The organism is Rhodococcus marinonascens NBRC 14363, from assembly GCF_001894885.1.
Lineage (GTDB): Bacteria > Actinomycetota > Actinomycetes > Mycobacteriales > Mycobacteriaceae > Rhodococcus_F > Rhodococcus_F marinonascens.
Window position 1 is genome coordinate 1 of sequence record NZ_BCXB01000121.1, and the last position, 1,397, is coordinate 1,397.

The 1,397-nt window shown below is 65.7% G+C and carries 2 protein-coding genes; one reads left to right on the forward strand and one right to left on the reverse strand.

What is annotated here, in order from left to right:
* On the forward strand, positions 1–389 hold a 389-nt coding region (locus RM2_RS23115), incomplete at its 5' end, for a zinc finger domain-containing protein (protein WP_281250438.1).
* A gap of 23 nt (positions 390–412) precedes the next feature.
* Here RM2_RS23115 and RM2_RS23120 read toward each other — a convergent pair.
* Positions 413–1,336 carry a sugar kinase gene (locus RM2_RS23120; RefSeq protein ID WP_072691775.1) on the reverse strand — a complete coding sequence of 308 codons (924 nt, stop codon included), beginning with the start codon at positions 1,334–1,336 and terminating at the stop codon, positions 413–415.
* Positions 1,337–1,397 lie beyond the last annotated feature (61 nt).

Consider the following 1,397-nt stretch of genomic DNA (forward strand, 5'->3'; position numbering starts at 1 on the left):
CGGCGCGCATCAAGAACGCGCTTGTTGACCAGAGTCTGCTCGGGGGCGTGGGCAACGCATACTCCGACGAAATCCTGCACACCGCAAAGATTTCCCCCTTCGCGACGGGGCGGTCGATCCCCGAAGGCCAGCTGCGTGTGCTCTACGACGCGATGCGGACGGTGCTCACCGATGCGGTCGAGCGATCGGTCGGTCAGGATGCGGCGCGGCTGAAGGGGGAGAAGCGATCCGGGATGCGGGTCCACGCCCGGACGGGTCTGCCTTGCCCGGTATGCGGCGACACCGTTCGGGAAGTGGCGTTCGCGGAGAAATCTTTTCAGTATTGCGCCACCTGCCAGACCGGTGGCAAGGTGCTCGCCGACCGTCGGATGTCGCGGTTGCTGAAGTAGGCCGTCTGGTGGGCCCGGCGCCGTCAACGTTGGACGTCTTCGCTGTTCAGGGGAAGTTCCAGGTCGGCCCGCGTGGGTAGTCCTTCACAGTCGCCGGGCACGGTGACTGCGAGGGCCCCGACGTGGATGGCGGTGCGTACGCGCTGTTCGGGTGGCGTACCTCTGAGATGTTCGGCGAGGTAGCCGGCAACGAAGGCATCGCCGGCACCGACTGTGTCCAGGGCATCGACCGGTATGGCAGGCATCTGGTGAGTTTCGCCGTCGATCAACGCGGTGCATCCGCGTGACCCGGACTTGATGATCACCTCTGCGGGGCCGAGTGTGGCCAGTGCCTGCCCGAGAACGTCGTCGGTGTCGCCGGCAGCGGCATCGTCGCCGAGGACGAGGCGGGCTTCCTCCGGTCCGGCGAAGACGATGTCACCCTGTTCGACGAGGCGGCGGAGCACGGGTGCGGCAGTGTCAGGGTCCCAGAGTTTGCGGCGGTAGTTGACATCGATGGAAACGAAAAGTCCGGCAGAATGGGCGATCTCGACCGCAGCTGTCACAGTCTCGGCGGCGGACGGACTCAGTGCCGGGGTGATCCCGGTGACGTGCAGAATCCTTGACCGCCGGATGGCGTCGTGGGGGATGTCCTTGGGATGCAAGGCCGTTGCGGCGCTGTGATGGCGATGGTAGTCGAGATGAGCGATGTGGGCGAAGCGGTGGTGTTTGATCATCAGCCCGGTCGGGTGTCGGTCACGGATGGCTATCGTGGCGATCTGCTCGGCCAGTAGTCGGCGTTCGATCATGTCGCCGGTCGCGTCGTGGCCGATGCGCCCGAACCAGGTCACCGATCCGCCAAGGCGGGCGACGCCGATCGCGACGTTGGATTCGGCGCCGCCGATGCCGTACCGGAACTGCCTGGACAACTCCAGCAGCCCGACGTCCTGTGCGGTGAGAAGACCCATGGTTTCCCCGAATGTAATCAGTCCTCGCCCTGTCGGGGCGCCCTGATCGGTGGTGTCCGGA

Excerpts from the sequence above, each read along its gene's own strand:
- RM2_RS23120 (WP_072691775.1), bottom strand. The coding sequence starts at position 1,336 with ATGGGTCTTCTCACCGCACAGGACGTCGGGCTGCTGGAGTTGTCCAGG.